Origin of the sequence: Kitasatospora terrestris (assembly GCF_039542905.1) — a bacterium.
Lineage (GTDB): Bacteria > Actinomycetota > Actinomycetes > Streptomycetales > Streptomycetaceae > Kitasatospora > Kitasatospora terrestris.
The window spans coordinates 3264900-3283930 of sequence record NZ_BAABIS010000001.1 but is presented as its reverse complement, the minus strand read 5'-3'; the positions used below and the strand labels follow the sequence as shown (position 1 = coordinate 3283930).

Sequence of the window (19031 nt, the reverse complement as noted above, 5' to 3'; positions counted from 1 at the left end):
GACCCCCGGCGTCAGCCGGCCGCGCGCTGGAGGGCGCTGGCGAGCAGGGCCAGGTCGGTCGGCCCGTTGCCCAGCTCGCGCACCGGGCGGCGGGCCGGGGGCGCGCCGTGCTCGGCGAGGTCGGTGGCGACCACCGTCGGGCGGAGGGTGGCGGTGCGGGGGATCCGGCCGCTGACCCGGGCGGCCTGGAAGGCCGTCACGCCGCCGTCCGCCCGGCGCAGGTACCCGCGGCCGGGCGTGCCCTCGGGCAGGGACGCCGCGTCGGGGATGTGGACGAGCAGGTCGGACTCGGCGGCGTGTTCGGTGCGCAGGGCTATCCGCAGCAGCGCCGCCTCGTCCAGCTCGCTGCCGGCCAGGGCCTCGGGCGAGCCGGTGGCGGCGATCAGGTGGACGCCGAGCCGGCCGCCGCGCCGGGCGACCTCGGCGAGGGCGCGGGCGAGCGGTCGCCCGCCCGGCGAGGTGGGCGCGAGCAGTGCGTCGTAGTCGTCGACGACGAGGACCGTCCGGCCCGGGGCGGGGCCGTCGGCGGCCGGCGCCCGGTCCGGCGCGCGCCGCGGCTCGATCACCCGGGCGGACGCCGCGCCGTCGGTGGGGGAGCCGCCGCCGACCAGGGCGGGCGTCCGGTCGAGGGCCCGCGCCGCGTGCCACTCGGCGAAGCCCTGGCGGCCGAACAGGGCCTCCCGCTCGTCCAGTGCGTCGAGCAGGGCCTGGGCGTGCAGCATGGCCTGCCGGGGGTCCTCGGCGGCGTTGTAGTGGGTGGTGACGTGCGGCAGGTCGGTGCAGCCGCCGAGGCCGTCCGCGGCGTCCACCCGGCGGCCCTCGACGACGGTGACGGCGAGCCGCTCGGGGTGCTCGGAGACGGCGAGCGAGGCGACCAGGGTGCGCAGCAGCTCGGTCTTCCCGGAGCCGGGAGCACCGCCGATCAGCAGGTGCGGGCCGCCGCTCTCGCCGGGCTCCAGCAGATCGGGGTCGGCCAGGTCGAGGGTGCAGGTGTCGTCGTCGCGGGAGGTGCCGAGCAGCGCGGTGGCGGCGCCGGGGCCGGCCGGCAGGGCCTCCCAGCGGGCGGAGAGCTTGGCGGGGGAGATCGACTCCAGCCGGAGCAGGTCGAGCAGGCGCAGCGCGGAGGGCAGCGGCCCGCGGGCGGCGGGTGCGGCCTCGCGGAGCGGGGCGAGGACCCGGGCGAGCCGCTCGGCCCAGGCCGGCGAGACGGCGTCGAGGGCGACGTCGTCGATCCGCTGCAGGGCGCCGCCGACGGGCCGCTCCACGGTGAGCAGGGTGGCGACCTCGCCGGTGATCTCGGCGTGGGCGCCGAGGCCGGCGGGCAGCCGCTCGGGCGTGTCGGCGAGGCAGAGCGTGAAGACGCCGACGGCCGGGCCCTGCCGGAGCAGCACCGCGAGGGCCTCGCGGGCGGCGGTGCTGCCGGGGTCGCCGTCGACGACCAGGACGGTGGCGGGGGTGCCTGCGGTGGCGGTGGCGAGCTCGGCGAGCCGGGCCTCGGCCTGCTCCGGGCCGAGGCCGAACAGCAGGCGGCAGGCCTGGCTCTGGGTGGGGCGCAGGTGCGGCAGCCACTGGGCCCAGGACCAGTCGTCGGCGGGCGCGCCGTCGGGGTCGGGCCCGGGCCGCTCGGCGGCGACGACCACCAGGCCGAGGCCGCTCGGCGGGTGCAGGGCGGCGAGCTGGGCGACCACGGTGCGGGCCAGGCCGGCCAGCCGGTGGCGGGGGCCGCTGAGGCCCAGGCTGCCGGCGGTCTGCAGGTCGACGGTGACCGGGACGGCCGGCAGCAGGGTGCCGGGTGCGGTGCCGGGGCCGCCGGGGAGGTCGGCGGTGCCGAGCCGGACGGTCAGCGCGTCCGGATGGGCCGGGCCGCGCTCCCACAGCCGGGGGCCGGTGGTGAGGGCGGTGAGCAGCAGGGCGGCCGGGTCCGGCCAGCGCTCGCGCTGGGCGGCGGCCTGGCGGCTGCGGGCGGCGGCGTGCTGCTGCGCGGCGTCGGGCGTGTCGGGCTCGGCGGCCCGGCGGCGGCGGGAGAGCAGGCCGAAGGCGCGGCCGGCCGGGCCGGGGGTCTCCGGCGCGGGGGCGGGCGCGGGCTGGACCGGGGTGGCGCGGGCGGGCGGCTGCGGGGCGAGCCGCAGGTGGCCCTCGCCGTCGGGGGCGGCGGTGCGCGGCGACCCGGAATTCTCCCCGGTCTTCGGGCGGGCCAGCTGCAGCGTGGACTCGCCGATCCGCACCAGCGCGCCGTCCGCCAGCTCGGCGCTGCCGTCCCGCAGGAAGTACTGGTCAGCGGCTCCGCCGCGGGGGTCGTCGAGCACGGTGCCGTTGGTGGAGCCGAGGTCGCGGACGGTCACCGTGCCGTCGGCGGCCAGGTGCAGGGAGAGGTGCAGCCGGGAGACGTCCGGGTCGTCGAGCGGGACGTCGGCCTCGGAGGAGCGGCCGATCCGGACCTCCTCACCGTGCAGGCGGTGCACGCCGCCCGCGTCCGGGCCGCCGATCACGCGCAGCTCGGCGGTGGCGGGCTCGGTGCTCTCCTCGTCCGCGTCCGGGTCGGGCTCGCCGAGGCTGAGCACGGCGCCGTCGACCAGCGGGGGCCGGCCGAGCGGGGTCTGCTCGTCGAGCCGACGGCTGCCCGCGTACAGGTGGACATGGGTGGCCGAGCGCGGGCCGCGCACGCCGACCGCGCCGGCCAGCGCGCCGGCGACCGCGCCGAGCGCGGTGCCGACGGGCGCCGTGACCAGGACGTCCGTGGATGCGCTCGACCCCGCCGGGCCGCTGCGCGGTCGAAGGACGGTGAGCCGGATCTGCATCTCGCCCCTGTGTCCCTTCTGCACACCTGTGGTGACTGCCATCCTGCCACCCGGGGCGGACAGTCCGCGCACGGTACCGGATTTGACGATCTTGCGATCATCGCCATGGTGGGCCGGACGGTACGTCAGGTCAACCCGATCCCCCGGAGGCCGCCCCGGGACACTGCCCGCCCACCTCGGAAAGGCGCTCGGACACCGTTAGAGTTGCCGAAAATCAGTAACGGGCCCGGCGAGGAGTGCACAGGTGCGGCCAGTCGGCAGCAAGTATCTGCTCGAGGACAGCCTCGGGCGCGGGGCCACCGGCACCGTGTGGCGCGGGCGGGTCCGCGAGGACGTCGCCGTGCCCGGGCTCCAGCCCGGCCAGGCGGTCGCGGTGAAGGTGCTCCGCGAGGAGCTGGCGGCCGACCCGGACGTGGTGATGCGCTTCCTGCGCGAGCGCTCGGTGCTGCTGCGCCTGAGCCACCCGAACATCGTGCGCACCCGTGACCTGGTGGTCGAGGGCGAGCTGCTCGCCCTGGTGATGGACCTGGTCGAGGGCCCGGACCTGTACCGCTACCTGCGCAGCAACGGCCCCTTCTCGCCGATCGCCGGCGCCCTGCTGATGGCGCAGGTCGCGGACGCGCTGGCGGTCAGCCACGCGGACGGCATCGTGCACCGCGACCTCAAGCCGGCCAACGTGCTGCTGGCCACCGTCCGGGCCGACGGCACCGAGCAGATGCACCCGATGCTCACCGACTTCGGCATCGCCCGGCTCGCCGACTCCCCGGGCATCACCCGGACCCACGAGTTCGTCGGCACCCCGGCCTACGTCGCCCCGGAGTCCGCCGAGGGCCGCCCGCAGACCGCCGCGGTGGACGTCTACGGCGCCGGCATCATGCTGTACGAGCTGGTCACCGGCCGGCAGCCGTTCCAGGGGGACGGTCCGCTGGCGATCCTGCAGGCGCACCTGGCGCAGGAGCCGGAGCGCCCCCGCTCGATGCCCGAGCCGCTGTGGACGGTGATCGAGCGCTGCCTGCGCAAGAACCCCGCCGAGCGGCCCACCGCGGTCTCGCTCGCCCGGGCCCTGCGGGTGGTCGCCGCCGGCGTCGGCGTGCACGCCGGTCCGGCGGCGGTCGAGGCGGCGCTCGCCGTCGGCGACCTGCTGGTGCCGGACCCGGCGCTCGCCGCCGCCGCGGCGCCCGCCGCGCCCGCGGCCGGCGGCTTCGACCCGTCCGCCGCGACCCAGGTCATGGGCCACCAGCCGCCGCCCGCGCAGCCCCCGGCCGGGGCCGAGGACCGGACGCAGGTGATGCACCAGGCCCCGGGCGCCGAGGCGCGCACCCAGGTGATGGGCCAGCAGCAGCCGCCCGCCGACCGCACCCGGGTGATGCCGCCGATGCCGGCCGGCGCCCCGACCGCCGGGCCCGCCGCCCCGCCGCCCGGCCAGCCGGAGGCGCCGCACCCGTGGCAGACCCAGCTGCGCGCGGCCCGCGACCGCAACCAGCAGACCGAGATCGGCTACTTCGACCCGGAGGAGCTGAACCGCCCGCAGGTCGCTCCCCGCCCGTACCAGGCCCCGCCGCCGGGCCAGCAGCCGCCGCGCCCGGGCCAGCCGCCGCAGGGCCAGCAGGGCCAGCAGGGCCAGCAGGGCCGGTACGCGCCGCAGCCCCCGCAGGGGTACGGGCAGCAGCCGCCCGCCGGCCGGCCCGGCCGCGGTCAGCGCCCGCCGGTGGCCCCGCCGCCGTACCAGGCGCAGCAGCGGCCCGCCCAGCAGGGCTACGGCCAGCAGGCCGCCCCGGGCTACGGGCAGCAGCCCGCCCAGCCCCAGGGCTACGGGCAGCAGCCGGGTCAGGGGCAGCGCCCCGCCCAGCAGGCGCCGTCGGGCTACGGGCACCCGCAGCCGCAGCAGGCGCCCGCGCGCCGCCCGGAGCCGCAGCCGCAGCGCCGTCCCGAGCCGCCGGCCCCGCAGTACCGGGAGCCGGAGCCGCCGCGCGAGCGGCGCGGCCGCAGCCGCAACCGGATGTACATCCCGGGGCTGGGCTGCCTGAAGGGCTGCCTGATGGTGCTGCTGATCCTGGCGGTCGCGGCGGTCGCGCTGTGGAACTTCACCCCGCTCCCGGAGTGGTGGGCGACCGTTCAGGACTGGTTCGGCACCGCACGGGACTGGCTCGGATCGGTCTCGGGCAGCTCGAATTGACGCTTTGTCGACAATTCTGAAGATTTCTTCCGGTCAACTGCCCCGCCGACGGCTTCGCGGGGCTCCCGGAGGGCGTCGGGGCGCGTAGGTTGTTCGCTGAGCACCGACCTCACGAGCCCACGGAGCAGCATTGGCACGCAAGATCGGCAGCCGGTACACCGTCCACCAGGTGATCGGCCGGGGCTCGGCCGGCACGGTGTGGCTCGGCGAGGGCCCGGACGGTCCCGTCGCGGTCAAGCTGCTGCGCGAGGACCTGGCGTCCGACCAGGTCCTGGTCGGCCGCTTCGTCCAGGAGCGGTCCGCCCTCACCGGCCTCGACCACCCCAACGTGGTCGGGGTGCACGACATGGTGGTGGACGGCAGCGACCTCGCCCTGGTGATGGACCTGGTCCGGGGCAGCGACCTGCGCACCCGCCTGGAGCGCGAGGGCGTCCTCACCCCGCAGGCCGCCGCCTCGGTGATCGCCGACGTCGCCGAGGCCCTGGCCGCCGCCCACGCGGCCGGCATCGTGCACCGGGACGTCAAGCCGGAGAACGTGCTGCTCGACCTGGCCGCCCCGCCCGGCCCCGGCGGCGCGCCGCGCGCCCGGCTCACCGACTTCGGCATCGCCCGGCTGGTCGACGCCCCGCGCCGGACCCGGGCCACCCGGATCATCGGCACCCCCGACTACCTGGCCCCCGAGATCATCGAGGGCCTGGAGCCGCGAGCCGCCGTCGACATCTACGCGCTGGCCACCGTGCTGTACGAGCTGCTCACCGGCGCCACCCCGTTCGGCGGCGGCCACACCGGCGCGGTGCTGCGCCGGCACGTCACCGAGAACGTCCCGCCGGTCGCCGGGATGCCGGACGGCCTGTGGCGGATCATCTCCGAGTGCCTGGCCAAGGCCCCCGCCTCCCGGCTGCGCGCCGCCGAGCTGGCCGTCCGGCTGCGCGAGCTGCTGCCGGAGCTGGCGGGCCTGCCGCCGCTCGCGGTGCCCGCCCCGCGCGCCGCCGAGGAGCCCCTCACCCCCGCCGAGGCGGTGTACGCCGAGGTGGACGCCGGCCCCGGCACCCACCGCCGCCGGCGCGGCCCGGCCGTCCCGCTGGTCCCCGCGCCCTCCCCGGACTCCACCCGGGACACCCACACCAGCCTGCGCCGCCCCTCCGCGGAGGAGCTCGCCTCGTACGCCGCCGAGTCGCGCGCCCAGCGCTCGGCCGCCGGCCAGCCCGCCCACCGGCGCAGCCGTGCCGCCCGGATCCGCCGCCGCCGGACGCTGGCCGTCCTGGTCGCCGTGCTGCTCCTGCTGGCGGGCGCCGCCGCCGCGTTCTCCGCCTTCGCGGCCGAGCCCCCGGGCGCCGCCCACGCCTTCGCCCGCACCCCGGCGGTGGCGCTGCCGGGGCACCTCCACCCCCCGGTGTAGCCGAGGTGCCCCGCCGAGCCATTAGGCTTGAGGCGTGGCAGCCGTCGATCCTTCCGAAGAGCTCAAGTCCCTCGAGACGACCATGGGGTCGATCGAGGCCGTCCTCGACCTGGACAAGATCCGGGCCGACATCGCGACCCTGGAGGAGGAGGCAGCCGCCCCGACCCTCTGGGACGACGTCGCCAACGCGCAGAAGGTCACCAGCCGGCTCTCCTTCCTCCAGGGCGAGCTGCGCAAGTTCGAGACCCTGCGCGGCCGGGTCGACGACCTGGGCGTCCTGTTCGAGCTGGCCGAGGCCGAGGACGACGCGGACACCCGCGCCGAGGCCGAGGTCGAGCTGACGTCCGTCAAGAAGGCCGTCGAGGAGCTCGAGGTCCGCACCCTGCTGTCCGGCGAGTACGACGCCCGCGAGGCGCTCGTCAACATCCGCGCCGAGGCGGGCGGCGTGGACGCCGCCGACTTCGCCGAGCAGCTGATGCGCATGTACCTGCGCTGGGCCGAGCGGCACGGGTACCCGACCGAGGTCTACGACACCTCGTACGCGGAAGAGGCCGGCATCAAGTCCGCGACCTTCACCGTCAAGGCGCCGTACGCCTACGGCACCCTCTCCGTCGAGCAGGGCACCCACCGCCTGGTGCGCATCTCGCCCTTCGACAACCAGGGCCGCCGGCAGACCTCCTTCGCCGGTGTCGAGGTCCTCCCGGTCGTCGAGACCTCCGACCACGTCGACATCGACGAGGGCGACCTGCGGGTGGACGTCTACCGCGCCTCCGGCCCCGGCGGCCAGGGCGTCAACACCACCGACTCCGCGGTGCGCATCACCCACCTGCCCACCGGCATCGTGGTCTCCTGCCAGAACGAGCGCTCGCAGATCCAGAACAAGGCCTCGGCGATGAACGTCCTCCAGGCCAAGCTGCTGGAGCGGCGCCGCCAGGAGGAGCGCGCGGCGATGGACGCGCTCAAGGACGGCGGCTCGTCCTGGGGCAACCAGATGCGCTCCTACGTCCTGCACCCGTACCAGATGGTCAAGGACCTGCGGACCGAGTTCGAGGTCGGCAACCCGCAGGGCGTGCTGGACGGCGACATCGACGGCTTCATCGAAGCCGGCATCCGCTGGCGCAAGCAGCGGGAAACCTCTTCGAACTAGGCGAGGAGGAGGCCGGCTGAGATGAACATCGGACGCAGCATCGAAGCCGGCATCCGCTGGCGCAAGCAGCGCGAGACCGCGAGCTGAGCGTAGGAAAGAACGAGGCCCCGGAGCGTGAGCTCCGGGGCCTTCGTCGTGCATGGGGTCAGCGGACGGCCAGGACGACCAGCGTCAGCAGCGCGACCGCGATCAGGCCGAGCAGCAGCGCCGGGTTGAGCGCGGCGAACGGGCCCTGCTGCTCCTGCAGTCGGGCTCGGTTGGCGCGGCAGACCGGGCACCGGCCGTCACTCACGCGGCCGTTGCAGTTGGCGCACACCAGATGGTCGCAGGTCATGCGATCTCCTCCTTGCTGCTACAGCCAACGCGCAGGGGGCGGCTTTGGTTCCGACTCTCTCCACTCTGCCAGGTTCCGAACCCTTCGGCTCCCGGAGGGGAAGGGTGGTCGGTCTGTGACGTAGCTCGCAATTTTGCGGGCAGAACGGATCCGCAACAGACGAAACCACGGTCGGTAGCGGCTCGCGGACTGCGGGTGTTCGTGGGCATCGCGTAAGGTCACTGACTCCGCTCCACCTAGGATGGCCTCCGTGATGCAGCCGTGATCAGATTCGACAACGTCTCCAAGACCTATCCCAAGCAGAACCGTCCGGCCCTGGACAACGTCTCGCTGGAGATCGAGAAGGGCGAGTTCGTCTTCCTGGTCGGTTCCTCCGGCTCGGGCAAGTCCACGTTCCTCCGCCTGTGCCTGCGCGAGGAGCGGCCCTCCACCGGCGCGGTCCACGTGCTCGGCAAGGACCTGGGCAAGCTGTCCAACTGGAAGGTGCCGCACATGCGCCGCCAGCTGGGCACCGTCTTCCAGGACTTCCGCCTGCTGCCGAACAAGACCGTCGGCCAGAACGTCGCGTTCGCCCTCGAGGTGATCGGCAAGCCGAAGAGCGCCATCAACAAGGTGGTGCCCGAGGTGCTCGACCTGGTCGGCCTCGGCGGCAAGGAGGACCGGATGCCCGGCGAGCTCTCGGGTGGTGAGCAGCAGCGCGTGGCCATCGCCCGCGCCTTCGTGAACCGTCCGATGCTGCTGATCGCCGACGAGCCCACCGGTAACCTCGACCCGCAGAACTCGGTCGGCATCATGAAGCTGCTGGACCGGATCAACCGCACCGGGACGACGGTCCTGATGGCCACCCACGACCAGGCGATCGTCGACCAGATGCGCAAGCGCGTCATCGAGCTCGACAAGGGTCTGCTGGTCCGTGACCAGGCCCGCGGCGTCTACGGCTACCAGAGCTAGAGAGAGAAGCATGCGCGCCCAGTTCGTTCTGTCGGAGATCGGCGTCGGTCTCCGCCGCAACCTGACGATGACCATCGCCGTCGTCGTCAGCGTCGCGCTCTCGCTCGCCCTCGCGGGTGCCTCGCTGCTCGTGCGCGACCAGGTCAACTCCATGAAGGGGTACTGGTACGACAAGGTCGAGGTGAGCATCTACTTCTGCACCAAGTCGGACAAGCAGTCCGCGCAGTGCGCCGCGGGTGCCGCCACCGACCAGCAGGTCGCGGACGTCAAGGACGCCCTGGCCAAGATGGACCTGGTGGAGAACTACACCTACGAGAGCTCCGCCGAGGCGTACCAGCGCTTCAAGCAGACCAACCCGGACAACCCGCTGCTCGCAGCGGTGGGCGCCGAGGCGATGCCGCAGTCCTGGCGGGTCAAGCTCCACGACCCGACCAAGTACGACGTGATCCAGAGCGCCTTCGCCGGCAAGCCCGGCGTGAAGTCGGTCGAGGACCAGCGCAAGATCCTGGAGAACCTCTTCGGCCTGCTGAACGGTCTGCAGACCGCGGCGTTCGTGATCATGGTGCTGATGCTCTTCGTCGCCCTGCTGCTGATCGTCAACACCGTCCGGGTGTCGGCGTTCAGCAGGCGGCGCGAGACCGGCATCATGCGCCTGGTCGGCGCGTCCAACTTCTACGTGCAGATGCCGTTCATCGCCGAGGCGGCGTTCGCGGCGCTGCTCGGCGCGGCGCTGGCCTCGGTGCTGCTGCTGGGCGGGCACTTCTTCGTCCACGGCTGGCTGGCCAAGAAGGTGCTGTTCATCCACTTCATCGGCCTGTCCTCGGTGCTGACCGTGATCCCGCTGCTGGTCGTGGTGGGTATGGGCATGGCCGGCATCGCGGCCTTCTTCACCCTGCGCAAGTACCTGAAGGTCTGACGGCTCGTCACGGGGGTTCGGCCGCCGGGAGACTCCCGGCGGCCTAGACTCCTGCCATGCCGACAGCGCAGCGGGTACGACAGGGGGCCACCTTGGCCGTCCTGTTCGGTGCCGTGCTGCTCGCCGGGGCGGCGGCCGGCGCGTGGGGCGAGGCCTCGCCGGCCCCCTGGCGGTCGTCCTCGGAGAGCGCCCGGCTGGCCGCCCGCGACCTGGACGGCGCCGACCTCTCCCCGGCCCAGGCCGAGCGGCTGGTCGGCGAGAGCGGCGACCGCTGGGCCGCCTACCTGAGCCCCGAGGAGTACGCCGACCTCACCGGCGGCCGCTACCTGGGCGTCGGCCTCTCGGTCGGCCGCAGCGGCGGCACCACCGCGGTCTCCGCCGTGGTCCCCGGCGGCCCGGCGGCCGAGGCCGGCATCGCGGCCGGCGACCGGCTGCTGCACGTCGACGGCGTCCCCGCCGACCAGCTCCCCGTCACCGACGTGGTCGCCCGCCTGCGCGGGCAGCGGGCCGGCACGCCCGTGGCGCTCTCGGTGCAGCGGGCCGACGGGCCGGTGCGCGACGTGGTGCTCACCCGGGCCGTGCTGGCCGCCCGCGAGGTCGAGGTCGACCGGGTGCGGCCCGGCGTGGTGCGGATCGCGGTGCACGCCTTCACCGAGGGCGTCGCCGCGCAGGTCCGGGAGGCCGCCCGGGGAAGTCAGGGCTTGGTGCTCGACCTGCGCGGCAGCTCCGGCGGCCTGGTCGAGGAGGCCGTGGCCACCGCCTCGCTCTTCCTCGACGGCGGGCCGGTCGCCTCGTACCAGGAGCACGGCGAGACCCGTGAGCTGACCGCCGCGCCCGGCGGGGACACCGCGACGCCGCTGGTCGTCCTGGTCGACGGCGGCACCATGAGCTCCGCCGAACTGCTGGCCGGTGCGCTGCAGGACCGCTGCCGCGCCGTCCTGGTGGGCACCCGCACCTTCGGCAAGGGCAGTGTCCAGCAGCCCAACCGCCTCGCCGACGGCTCCGTGGTGGAGCTCACCGTCGGCCGCTGGTCGACCCCCTCGGGCCACACCCCCGACGGCGTCGGCCTCCTCCCCGACGTCCCGGCCCCCGCCGGGGGCGACGCGGCCGGGCTCGCCCTGCAGGTGCTGGCCGGCCTGCGGGCGCGCGGTTAAAGGGACTGCCCTCCGCCCGCTCGGGATGCGAGAATGGCCAGCGCTATGGCAAAGGAAACGGGTAAGAAGCTGGTCGCGCAGAACAAGAAGGCGCGGCACGAGTACACCATCCTGGACACCTACGAGTGCGGCATGGTGCTGACCGGTACCGAGGTGAAGTCGCTCCGCGAGGGCCGGGCCAACCTGGTGGACGGCTACGCGTACGTCCAGGGCGGCGAGGCGTGGATCGACAACGTCTTCATCCCCGAGTACACCCAGGGGACGTGGACCAACCACTCGGCGCGGCGCAAGCGCAAGCTGCTGCTGCACAAGATGGAGATCCGCAAGATCGAGTCCAAGGTCAAGGAGACCGGCCACACCCTGGTGCCGCTCTCGCTGTACTTCAAGGACGGCCGGGCCAAGATCGAGCTGGCGCTCGCGGTCGGCAAGAAGCTGTACGACAAGCGGCAGACCCTGCGCGAGCAGCAGGACAAGCGCGAGTCGGACCGCGCGGTGGCCGCCGCCCGGCGGCGCCAGCGTTAATCTGCTTGGCGCTCGCCGGTCACGGCGCGTACCATGTGTGCAGCACAACCGGAGGGCCCCGGCCCTCCGGTGCAGCTTGTCAAATCAACATGGGGATGATCGGTTTCGACAGTGGTAGTCGAAACAGGAGAAGCGAGCCGAGGAACGCGGCAATGATCTCGTTAACCATCTGTCGCAAAAAAATAATCGCCAACTCTAAGCGCGATTCCCAGGCGTCTTTCGCCCTCGCTGCCTGATCGTAGCGAGTAATGGGTGTCAGCCCGGGGCGTTCCCGACCCGGATCCTGGCATAATCTAGGGAACTCAACCTGCCACCCCGGCTGCGGGGGTGTTGGGGAAATCAAACAGTAGCTGGGCCTGTTGGCGGCTTGTCCGCGTGACTGCCAGGGCCGAGAAAATCACAGCGGACTGCGCTCGGAGAAGTCCTGAATCCACTCCATTGGACCCGGGTTCGATTCCCGGCATCTCCACCACCCCATGTGCATGCAGAGCCGTCCTCCTTCCCGGAGGGCGGCTCTCTTGCGTTTCCGGGGCCTCACACCGGGGCCCGCCGCCGGGTGAGAGGTCGGTTCCGCAGCCTTCACAGGACTCAGCGGAGCCGGAAACCGGCGCTCCCTAGCGTCTTCACCACAGGGCATCGGAAGGCAAGGGGAGTACCGATGAGCACAGCCACGAAGGCCAGGACGGGAAGCCGCTGGATCCAGGAGTGGGACCCGGAGGACGTCTCCTTCTGGGAGCGCACCGGAAAGAAGATCGCCAATCGGAACCTGATCTTCTCGATCTTCTCCGAGCACATCGGCTTCTCGATCTGGAGCCTCTGGTCGGTGATGGTGCTCTTCATGGGCAAGCCGTACGGGATCGACCCGGCCGGCAAGTTCTTCCTGGTGGCGATGCCGACCCTGGTCGGCGCCTTCGTGCGCATCCCGTACACGGTGGCGGTGGCCCGGTTCGGCGGCCGCAACTGGACGGTGGTCGCGGCGCTGCTGCTGCTGGTGCCGGCGATCGCGGGGGCGTACGTGATGCACCCCGGCACCTCGTACACCACGTTCATGGTGGTCGCCGCGCTGACCGGCGTCGGCGGCGGCAACTTCGCCTCCTCGATGACCAACATCAACGCCTACTTCCCGATGCGCCGCAAGGGCTGGGCGCTCGGCCTGAACGCGGGCGGCGGCAACATCGGGGTGCCCGTCCTGCAGCTGGTCGCGCTCGCCGTGATCACCTGGGCCGGGGCGGACTCGCCGCGGCTGGTGCTCGGCATCTACATCCCGCTGATCGTCGTCTCGGCGACCTGCGCCGCGCTGTTCATGGACAACCTGGCGCCGATGAAGGCCGACACCGGCTCGCTCGCGGCCATCGTCCGGGAGAAGCACACCTGGCTGATGTCGGTGCTCTACATCGGCACCTTCGGCAGCTTCATCGGCTTCTCCTTCGCCTTCGGCCTGGTGCTGCAGAACCAGTTCGGCCGCACCCCGCTGCAGGCCGCGCAGCTCACCTTCATCGGCCCGCTGCTCGGCTCGCTGATCCGCCCGGTCGGCGGCTGGCTGGCCGACCGCTGGGGCGGCGCCCGGATCACCTTCTGGAACTTCGTCACCATGGCCGCGGCCGCCGGCCTGGTCACCTACGCCTCCTCGGTGAAGTCGCTGCCGGTCTTCCTGGCCGGGTTCATCGGCCTGTTCGTCTTCGCCGGCATCGGCAACGGCTCCACCTACAAGATGATCCCCGGCATCTTCGACGCCAAGGCCCAGGACCGGATCGCCGCCGGCGAGAGCGCCGAGGACGCCGCCGCCTGGTCGCGGAAGATGTCCGGCGCGGCGATCGGCGTGATCGGCGCGGTCGGCGCCCTGGGCGGACTCTTCATCAACCTCGCCTTCCGGCAGTCCTTCCTGGTCGCGAAGTCCGGCACCCCCGCCTTCGTCTCCTTCCTCGCCGCCTACGCGGTCTGCTTCGTCCTCACCGGCGTGGTCTACCTGCGCCGTCCCACCGCCGCCCCGGCCGCCGAGCGCACCCCGGCGCTCGCCCGGGTCTGAACGCGCCCTGACGCACCGCCACCCCCGGGACGGCCCCGACCTGGCGAAACACGCCGGTAATCGGACCGACCCGGGGGCGTGATCGCAGCCCGGGACGATGGCTGTCCACCCACCCCAAGCCCCGCCGTCGAGCCGCCCCGCGGCGGGGTCGCGCCGCCCGAAGGACAACTCAGTCATGGCCGAACCGACCGACCAGCCGACCGAGTCCGCCCCGCCGCTCTCCGGCTGGACCATCGGAATCACCGCCGCCCGCCGCGCCGACGAACTCACCGCCCTGCTGCAACGCCGCGGCGCCACCGTCGTCCGCGCGCCCGCCCTGCGGATCGTGCCGCTCGCCGACGACTCCGACCTGCTCGCCGCCACCCGCACCCTGGTCGCCGACCCGCCGGACATCGCCGTCGCCACCACCGGCATCGGCTTCCGCGGCTGGGTCGAGGCCGCCGAAGGCTGGGGCCTCGGCGACGACCTGATCGCCACCCTGGGCAAGGCGACCGTGCTCGCCCGCGGCCCCAAGGCCAAGGGCGCGATCCGCGCCGCCGGCCTGCGCGAGGAGTGGTCACCGGAGTCCGAGTCCTCCGCCGAGGTGCTGGAGCGCCTGCTGGAGCAGGGCGTCGACGGCCGCCGGATCGCCGTCCAGCTGCACGGCGCCCCGCTGCGCGGCTTCATCGAATCGCTCGTCGCCGCCGGTGCGGAGATCGTCGAGGTCCCCGTCTACCGGTGGCTGCCGCCCGCCGACCTCGGCCCGCTCGACCGGCTGCTCGACGCCGTCTGCAACGGCTCGCTGGACGCCGTCACCTTCACCAGCGCGCCCGCCGCGATCAGCCTGCTGGAACGGGCCGAGCAGCGCGGGCTGACCGCGGAACTGCTGCACGCGCTGCGCCGCGACGTGCTGCCGGTGTGCGTCGGCCCGGTCACCGCCGCGCCGCTGGAGGAGCAGGACGTCCCCACCGTGTGGCCCGAGCGGATGCGGCTCGGCGCCATGGTGCAGACCCTCACCGCGCAGTTGCCCGACCGGGCCCGGCGCCTCGCCGTCGCCGGGCACGCCCTGGAGCTGCGCGGGCAGGCCGCCCTGGTCGACGGCGAGCTGCGGCCCGTCCCGCCGGCCGGGATGGCCCTGCTCCGGGCGTTGGCCCGCCGCCCCGGCTGGGTCGTCCCGCGCGCCGAGCTGCTGCGCGCGCTGCCCGGCAGCGGCGACGACGAGCACGCCGTCGAGACCGCGATGGCCCGCCTGCGCGCCGCCCTGGGCACCCCCCGCCTGATCGCCACCGTCGTCAAACGCGGCTACCGCCTCGCCGTCGAACCGGTGGCGGAGCCCGGAAGCTACTAGGAACCCGTCGGTGCGCTCCTGACGGCCCTCCCCAGGCGTGTAGGATCATCCGTCCGCCTTTTTCGTTCCTCGCACCACTGGGGTCCCCTTGGGAGCGCGCACCACCGACACCATCCGCGACCGCGAGATCGCGGGTGAGCAGCAGCACCTCGACACCGTCTACCGGCGGCTTGAGGAGAAGCTCGCCGAGGCGGAGTACATCCTGGAGGACGCCGCCAAGCGCGTGCAGGTCGGTACGCCGGGCGCGCTCGCCGAGCGCGACGCGCAGGTCTACCGGGCGGGCGCGCACCTGCAGCGGCTGAACAACGAGTTCGAGGACTTCCTGTTCGGCCGGATCGACCTCCAGCGGGCGGACGCCCCGGAGGAGCACGGCATCCCCTCGCAGACCCCGCTCGACCCGGCCGACCCGGCCGTCGCGGAGACCCTGCACATCGGCCGGCTCGGCGTGCTGGACGCCGAGTACGGCCCGCTGGTGATCGACTGGCGGGCCCCGGCCGCCGCCCCGTTCTACCGTTCGACGCCGCTGGAGCCCGGCCGGGTGATCCGCCGCCGGGTGATCCGCTCCAAGGGCCGCAGGGTGATCGGCGTCGAGGACGACCTGCTGCGCCCCGACCTCGCCCCGACCCTGAACGGCGAGGAGCTGCCGGTGGTCGGCGACGGCGCCCTGATGGCGTCCCTCGGCCGGGCCCGCAGCCACTCGATGCGCGACATCGTCTCCTCCATCCAGAAGGAGCAGGACGAGGTGATCCGCGCCGCCGCGGCGGGCGCGACCCTGGTCACCGGCGGCCCCGGCACCGGCAAGACCGCGGTCGCGCTGCACCGCGCCGCGTTCCTGCTCTACCAGGACCGGCGCCGCTACGCGGGCGGCATCCTGGTGGTCAGCCCGACCCCGCTGCTGGTCTCCTACACCGAGGGCGTGCTGCCCTCGCTCGGCGAGGAGGGGCAGGTGGCGATCCGCGCCGTCGGCTCGCTGGTGGACGGGATCGAGGCGACCCGGTACGACACCCCGGAGACCGCCCGGGTCAAGGGCTCGGCCCGGATGGTCCAGCTGCTGCGCCGGGCCGCCCGCGCCGCCGTCGAGCTGCACGCGCCGACCGAGCTGAAGGTCTTCGCCCGCGGCGAGGCGCTGCGGCTGGACGCGGGCCGGCTGAAGGCGGTGCGCGGCAACGTCATCGGTGGCGGCGGCACCCCGCTCAACCTGCTCCGCCCGCGTGCCCGCCGGCTGCTGCTGGACGCGCTGTGGTCGGAGCTGACCCGCAACCTGCCCAAGCCGCAGACCCACGCCGAGCGCGAGCAGCGCCAGGACGAGCGCGAGTCCTTCGACGAGTACGTCAGCGACGAGCAGGCCTTCCTGGACTTCCTGGACTCCTGGTGGCCGGCCGTGACCCCGCGCCGGGTGCTGGCGACGCTGCGCAGCCACCGCCACACCAACCGGATCGCCCGCCGCGCGGTCACCCCGGAGGAGGCCCGCCTGCTGGGCGCCTCCTGGCGGCACCTGAACGACAGGGGCGAGGGCGAGCTGTCGGCGCACGACGTGGCGCTGGTGGACGAGCTGCAGCTGCTGCTCGGCGAGCCGGCCCGGCCGAAGGTCCGCGAGGTGGACGCGATGGACCTGCTGACCGGCCTGGAGGAGGTCACCACCTACGGCGAGCGGGCGTACCGGCAGCAGCGCGAGCGGGTGGTGGAGGAGCGCCGCGAGTACGCGCACGTGATCGTGGACGAGGCGCAGGACCTCACCCCGATGCAGTGGCGGATGATCGGCCGCCGCTCGCGGACGGCGACCTGGACGATCGTCGGCGACCCGGCGCAGTCCTCCTGGCCGTTCCCGCAGGAGGCGCAGGCGGCGATGGACGAGGTGCTGGCCGGCAAGCCGCGCCGCCGGCACACGCTGACCGTGAACTACCGCAACCCGGCGGAGATCGCCGAGGTGGCGGCCAAGGTGCTGGCGCTGGCGGCGCCCGGCACGCCCTCGCCGAGCGCGGTCCGCTCGACCGGCGCGGTGCCGCGCTTCGCCGCGGTGACCGACCCCGAGCCGGAGGCGTTCGCCAAGGCGGCCCGGGTGGAGCTGGAGCGACTCCTGGGCGAGGTGGAGGGCACCGTGGCGGTCGTGGTGCCGATGGACCGCCGGGCCGAGGCGGCGGCCTGGGCCGAGGGCCTGGGCGAGCGGGTGGTGGCGCTGGGCAGCCTGGAGGCCAAGGGCCTGGAGTACGACGCCACGGTGGTCGCCGACCCGACCGGCATCGCGGGCGAGTCGGAGGCGGGCCTGCGGGTGCTGTACGTGGCGCTGACCCGTGCCACCCAGCGCCTGACCGTCCTGTCCGGCCCTGACGACCTGCCGGACGCGGCCGGCGTCCCGGCGCTGCTGCACTAGCCGGCGGACGCGAGAAGGCCCCTCACCACCTGGTGAGGGGCCTTCCGCACGTTATGACACCGACCCGCCATGCTCGCCTCGCGGCAAGTGGTCCCTCGAAGGGACGAAGGTTGGGCCCGGGGGCTTGGATCGAGCCGGTGCCTTGTCCAATGTAACGCATCGCCGCCGAGGGGCAAGGAGCGTTGTCGACTCCGCACACTCAATGAACGTTATTTCTGGCTACCCCCTGGTAGGTGCGACGATCGAGGTCTAGCATGCCGCGTGAACGAGCTTCAACAGAATGTTGAATCAGGAAGAAGGACGTCGATGGCGACGGTGCCCAGTGTCAGCAACTCGATCACGGTGCGACTGGAGGTCCCGGCCACCGGAAACGCCGTGAGCTCGATCACCACGGCCGTCGAGTCCTCCGGCGGTTCGGTCACCGGTCTCGACGTCACCGCCTCCGGCCTGGAGGCGCTGCGGATCGACGTCACGGTCGCGGCCTCCTCGGTCGCGCACGGCGAGGAGATCGTCGAGAAGCTGCGCGCGATCGACGGCGTGAGCATCGGCAAGGTCTCGGACCGCACCTTCCTGATGCACCTCGGCGGCAAGATCGAGATGTCCTCGAAGCTGCCGATCCGCAACCGCGACGACCTCTCGATGATCTACACCCCGGGCGTCGCCCGGGTCTGCATGGCGATCGCCGAGAACCCCGAGGACGCCCGCCGCCTCACCATCAAGCGCAACAGCGTCGCCGTGGTCACCGACGGCTCCGCGGTGCTCGGCCTCGGCAACATCGGCCCGAAGGCCGCGCTGCCGGTGATGGAGGGCAAGGCGGCCCTGTTCAAGCGCTTCGCCGGCATCGACGCGTGGCCGATCTGCCTGGACACCCAGGACGCGGACGAGATCGTGGCGATCGTGAAGGCGATCGCCCCGGGCTTCGCCGGCATCAACCTGGAGGACATCTCGGCTCCGCGCTGCTTCGAGATCGAGGCCCGGCTGCGCGAGGCGCTGGACATCCCGGTCTTCCACGACGACCAGCACGGCACCGCGATCGTGGTGCTGGCCGCGCTGATGAACGCGCTGAAGGTGGTCGGCAAGGAGATCGCCGAGATCCGCGTGGTGATGTCCGGCGCCGGCGCGGCCGGCACCGCGATCCTCAAGCTGCTGATGGCGGCCGGGGTGCGGCACGCCACCGTGGCGGACGTCCGCGGCGTGGTCCACGAGGGCCGGGACGACCTCAACGACAGCCTGCGCTGGATCGCCGAGAACACCAACCGTTCGGGCCGCACCGGCAGCCTCAAGGAGGCCGTGGCCGGCGCCGACGTCTTCATCGGCGTCTCCGCGCCGAACGTGCTGGACGGCGACGACCTGGCCACCATGGCGAAGGACGCGATCGTCTTCGCGCTGGCCAACCCCGACCCGGAGGTCGACCCGGCGATCGCCCGGCAGACCGCCGCGGTGGTCGCCACCGGCCGCAGCGACTTCCCGAACCAGATCAACAACGTGCTGGTCTTCCCGGGCGTCTTCCGCGGCCTGCTGGATGCCCAGAGCCACACGGTGAACACCGACATGATGCTGGCCGCGGCCAGGGCCCTGGCCACCACCGTCGGTGACGACCAGCTGAACCCGAACTACATCATCCCCAGCGTCTTCCACCCGGACGTCGCCAAGACCGTCGCGGCCGCCGTCCGGGAGGCGGCGGTCGCCGCCCGCGGCGGTGCCGAGGCCGCCCCGGCGAAGCCGACTCCGGGCATCGTCGGCACGCTGGACACCACCTCGTTCCCGGCCGTTCAGCTGTAGGTTCGGGCGCCCGGCCGGGTAAACCGCCCCTCGCCCTTGCGACACAAGGGGAAGGGGCGTGTTTGGGCTTGTCGGTGCCAGGGCGTACGGTAGCCCTGCGACGGGGTGGCGTGTCCGACAAGTACGGT

The 19031-nt window shown here is 73.6% G+C and carries 13 protein-coding genes and 1 other RNA gene; 12 read left to right on the top strand and 2 right to left on the bottom strand.

Annotated elements, in window-relative coordinates:
* Positions 1 to 11: 11 nt before the first annotated feature.
* On the bottom strand, positions 12 to 2840 hold the full coding sequence (locus ABEB06_RS14980; protein ID WP_425559628.1) for an FtsK/SpoIIIE domain-containing protein: 2829 nt from the start codon (positions 2838 to 2840) through the stop codon (positions 12 to 14).
* Positions 2841 to 3042: 202 nt separating this feature from the next.
* Between ABEB06_RS14980 and ABEB06_RS14975 the strand changes: the two genes are divergently transcribed.
* From ABEB06_RS14975 to prfB, 3 genes are all read left to right on the top strand, one after another.
* Positions 3043 to 4974, top strand: coding sequence for a serine/threonine-protein kinase (locus tag ABEB06_RS14975; RefSeq protein ID WP_345697359.1), 1932 nt, complete (start codon positions 3043 to 3045; stop codon positions 4972 to 4974).
* Between the two features lie 130 nt (positions 4975 to 5104).
* Positions 5105 to 6373 (top strand): serine/threonine-protein kinase, encoded by a 1269-nt coding sequence (locus ABEB06_RS14970; protein ID WP_345697358.1) that lies wholly within the window; start codon positions 5105 to 5107, stop codon positions 6371 to 6373.
* Between the two features lie 34 nt (positions 6374 to 6407).
* Positions 6408 to 7520 carry a peptide chain release factor 2 gene (gene prfB, locus ABEB06_RS14965; protein WP_345697357.1) on the top strand — a complete coding sequence of 371 codons (1113 nt, stop codon included), beginning with the start codon at positions 6408 to 6410 and terminating at the stop codon, positions 7518 to 7520.
* Between the two features lie 145 nt (positions 7521 to 7665).
* Here the strand turns inward: prfB and ABEB06_RS14960 are convergent, their stop codons facing one another.
* Positions 7666 to 7854 (bottom strand): hypothetical protein, encoded by a 189-nt coding sequence (locus tag ABEB06_RS14960; protein WP_345697356.1) that lies wholly within the window; start codon positions 7852 to 7854, stop codon positions 7666 to 7668.
* Positions 7855 to 8115: 261 nt separating this feature from the next.
* On the opposite strand from ABEB06_RS14960, the gene ftsE reads away from it, so the two are divergent.
* The 9 genes from ftsE to ABEB06_RS14915 all read left to right on the top strand — a co-directional run bounded on the left by ftsE (position 8116) and on the right by ABEB06_RS14915 (position 18903).
* Positions 8116 to 8805 (top strand): cell division ATP-binding protein FtsE, encoded by a 690-nt coding sequence (gene ftsE, locus ABEB06_RS14955; protein WP_035863161.1) that lies wholly within the window; start codon positions 8116 to 8118, stop codon positions 8803 to 8805.
* Between the two features lie 10 nt (positions 8806 to 8815).
* Positions 8816 to 9721, top strand: a complete 906-nt coding sequence (gene ftsX / locus ABEB06_RS14950) for a permease-like cell division protein FtsX (RefSeq protein ID WP_345697355.1) — start codon at positions 8816 to 8818, stop codon at positions 9719 to 9721.
* 56 nt (positions 9722 to 9777) lie between these two features.
* On the top strand, positions 9778 to 10875 hold the full coding sequence (locus ABEB06_RS14945) for a S41 family peptidase (RefSeq protein ID WP_345697354.1): 1098 nt from the start codon (positions 9778 to 9780) through the stop codon (positions 10873 to 10875).
* Positions 10876 to 10920: 45 nt separating this feature from the next.
* The gene (gene smpB, locus ABEB06_RS14940; protein ID WP_345697353.1) at positions 10921 to 11397 is read left to right on the top strand and encodes an SsrA-binding protein SmpB; all 477 of its coding nucleotides are present in this window, start codon (positions 10921 to 10923) and stop codon (positions 11395 to 11397) included.
* Positions 11398 to 11488: 91 nt separating this feature from the next.
* Positions 11489 to 11869, top strand: a transfer-messenger RNA (tmRNA) gene (gene ssrA / locus ABEB06_RS14935).
* Between the two features lie 186 nt (positions 11870 to 12055).
* On the top strand, positions 12056 to 13423 hold the full coding sequence (locus tag ABEB06_RS14930; RefSeq protein WP_345697352.1) for a nitrate/nitrite transporter: 1368 nt from the start codon (positions 12056 to 12058) through the stop codon (positions 13421 to 13423).
* Between the two features lie 175 nt (positions 13424 to 13598).
* Entirely contained in the window at positions 13599 to 14750 is a 1152-nt protein-coding gene (locus ABEB06_RS14925; protein WP_345697351.1) for a uroporphyrinogen-III synthase, read from the top strand.
* An 88-nt stretch (positions 14751 to 14838) separates the two neighbouring features.
* The gene (locus tag ABEB06_RS14920; RefSeq protein ID WP_345697350.1) at positions 14839 to 17121 is read left to right on the top strand and encodes a HelD family protein; all 2283 of its coding nucleotides are present in this window, start codon (positions 14839 to 14841) and stop codon (positions 17119 to 17121) included.
* A gap of 306 nt (positions 17122 to 17427) precedes the next feature.
* Complete coding sequence (locus ABEB06_RS14915; RefSeq protein ID WP_345697349.1) at positions 17428 to 18903, top strand: NAD-dependent malic enzyme; 1476 nt, start codon at positions 17428 to 17430, stop codon at positions 18901 to 18903.
* Positions 18904 to 19031 lie beyond the last annotated feature (128 nt).

What these genes read in the sequence shown, in the direction of transcription:
- ABEB06_RS14980 (WP_425559628.1), bottom strand. Translation starts at nt 2,840, where the DNA reads ATGGCAGTCACCACAGGTGTGCAGAAGGGACACAGGGGCGAGATGCAG.
- ABEB06_RS14960 (WP_345697356.1), bottom strand. Translation starts at nt 7,854, where the DNA reads ATGACCTGCGACCATCTGGTGTGCGCCAACTGCAACGGCCGCGTGAGT.
- ftsX (WP_345697355.1), top strand. Translation starts at nt 8,816, where the DNA reads ATGCGCGCCCAGTTCGTTCTGTCGGAGATCGGCGTCGGTCTCCGCCGC.
- ABEB06_RS14945 (WP_345697354.1), top strand. Translation starts at nt 9,778, where the DNA reads ATGCCGACAGCGCAGCGGGTACGACAGGGGGCCACCTTGGCCGTCCTG.
- smpB (WP_345697353.1), top strand. Translation starts at nt 10,921, where the DNA reads ATGGCAAAGGAAACGGGTAAGAAGCTGGTCGCGCAGAACAAGAAGGCG.
- ABEB06_RS14930 (WP_345697352.1), top strand. Translation starts at nt 12,056, where the DNA reads ATGAGCACAGCCACGAAGGCCAGGACGGGAAGCCGCTGGATCCAGGAG.
- ABEB06_RS14925 (WP_345697351.1), top strand. Translation starts at nt 13,599, where the DNA reads ATGGCCGAACCGACCGACCAGCCGACCGAGTCCGCCCCGCCGCTCTCC.
- ABEB06_RS14915 (WP_345697349.1), top strand. Translation starts at nt 17,428, where the DNA reads ATGGCGACGGTGCCCAGTGTCAGCAACTCGATCACGGTGCGACTGGAG.